Source organism: Amycolatopsis sp. lyj-23, assembly GCF_046549135.1.
Taxonomy (GTDB): Bacteria; Actinomycetota; Actinomycetes; order Mycobacteriales; family Pseudonocardiaceae; genus Amycolatopsis.
On sequence record NZ_JAJPWN010000060.1, the window covers coordinates 1 to 779 of the forward strand.

Sequence of the window (779 nt, forward strand, 5' to 3'; positions counted from 1 at the left end):
TGGCTTCGTAGCGGGCGGCGAGTTTGTCATAGCGGGTGGCCACCCCGCGGTGGCGTTTGAGGCGGTTGATGCCGCATTCCACGGCGTGGCGCTGTTTGTAGGTTTCGGGGTCGAAGGTCGGTGGCCGGCCGCCCTTCGATCCCTTGGCCTTGCGGTGCGCATCCTGGTCAGCTTTGCTCGGGATGGTCGCCTTGATCCCACGTTTGCGCAGGTGAGCCCGGTTGGCCTTGGAGGTGTAGGCCTTGTCCGCCAGCACCCGGTCCGGCCGTGTGCGTGGCCGCCCACCACCTGCCGGCCGAGGCACCCGGATACCGCGCAAGACGGGAATGAACTGCGGGCTGTCGCCACGCTGCCCGGCAGTCAGCACGATCGACAACGGCTTCTGCCCCTGCTCACAACCCAGATGCAGCTTCGTGGTCCACCCACCCCGGGACCGCCCCAACGCATGATCATCCGGCTCGACGGTCACCCCTCCTGGCGACTCGGCCTGCAGATCCCCCTTTTCCGCGCACCCGCGGCATGCTGATGCGCCCGAGTGATCGTGGAATCCACGCTCACGTCCCACGTGATCCGCCCAGCCGCCTCGGCCAACGCCTGCAACGCGGTCAATATCCGCTTCCAGGTGCCATCACGCTGCCACCGCCGAAACACCCCATACGCCGCCGCCCACGAGCCATATCCAGCGGGAATATCGCGCCACGGCGCACCGGCACGCACCCGCCACCGGATCGCGTCGATCAACTGCCGCTTGGTCCACATCGACGGTCGCCCGGGCCGCG

At 68.0% G+C, this 779-nt stretch carries 2 protein-coding genes; both read right to left on the minus strand.

Translation table 11 applies throughout. The annotated features are described in order from the left end of the window. On the minus strand, window positions 1-469 hold a 469-nt coding region (locus ACLJPY_RS50180), incomplete at its 3' end, for an IS5 family transposase (RefSeq protein ID WP_410598093.1). Next, a partial coding sequence (locus ACLJPY_RS50185) for a transposase (protein WP_410598094.1) occupies window positions 466-779 on the minus strand: 314 nt, incomplete at its 5' end. The genes ACLJPY_RS50180 and ACLJPY_RS50185, both read right to left, overlap by 4 nt.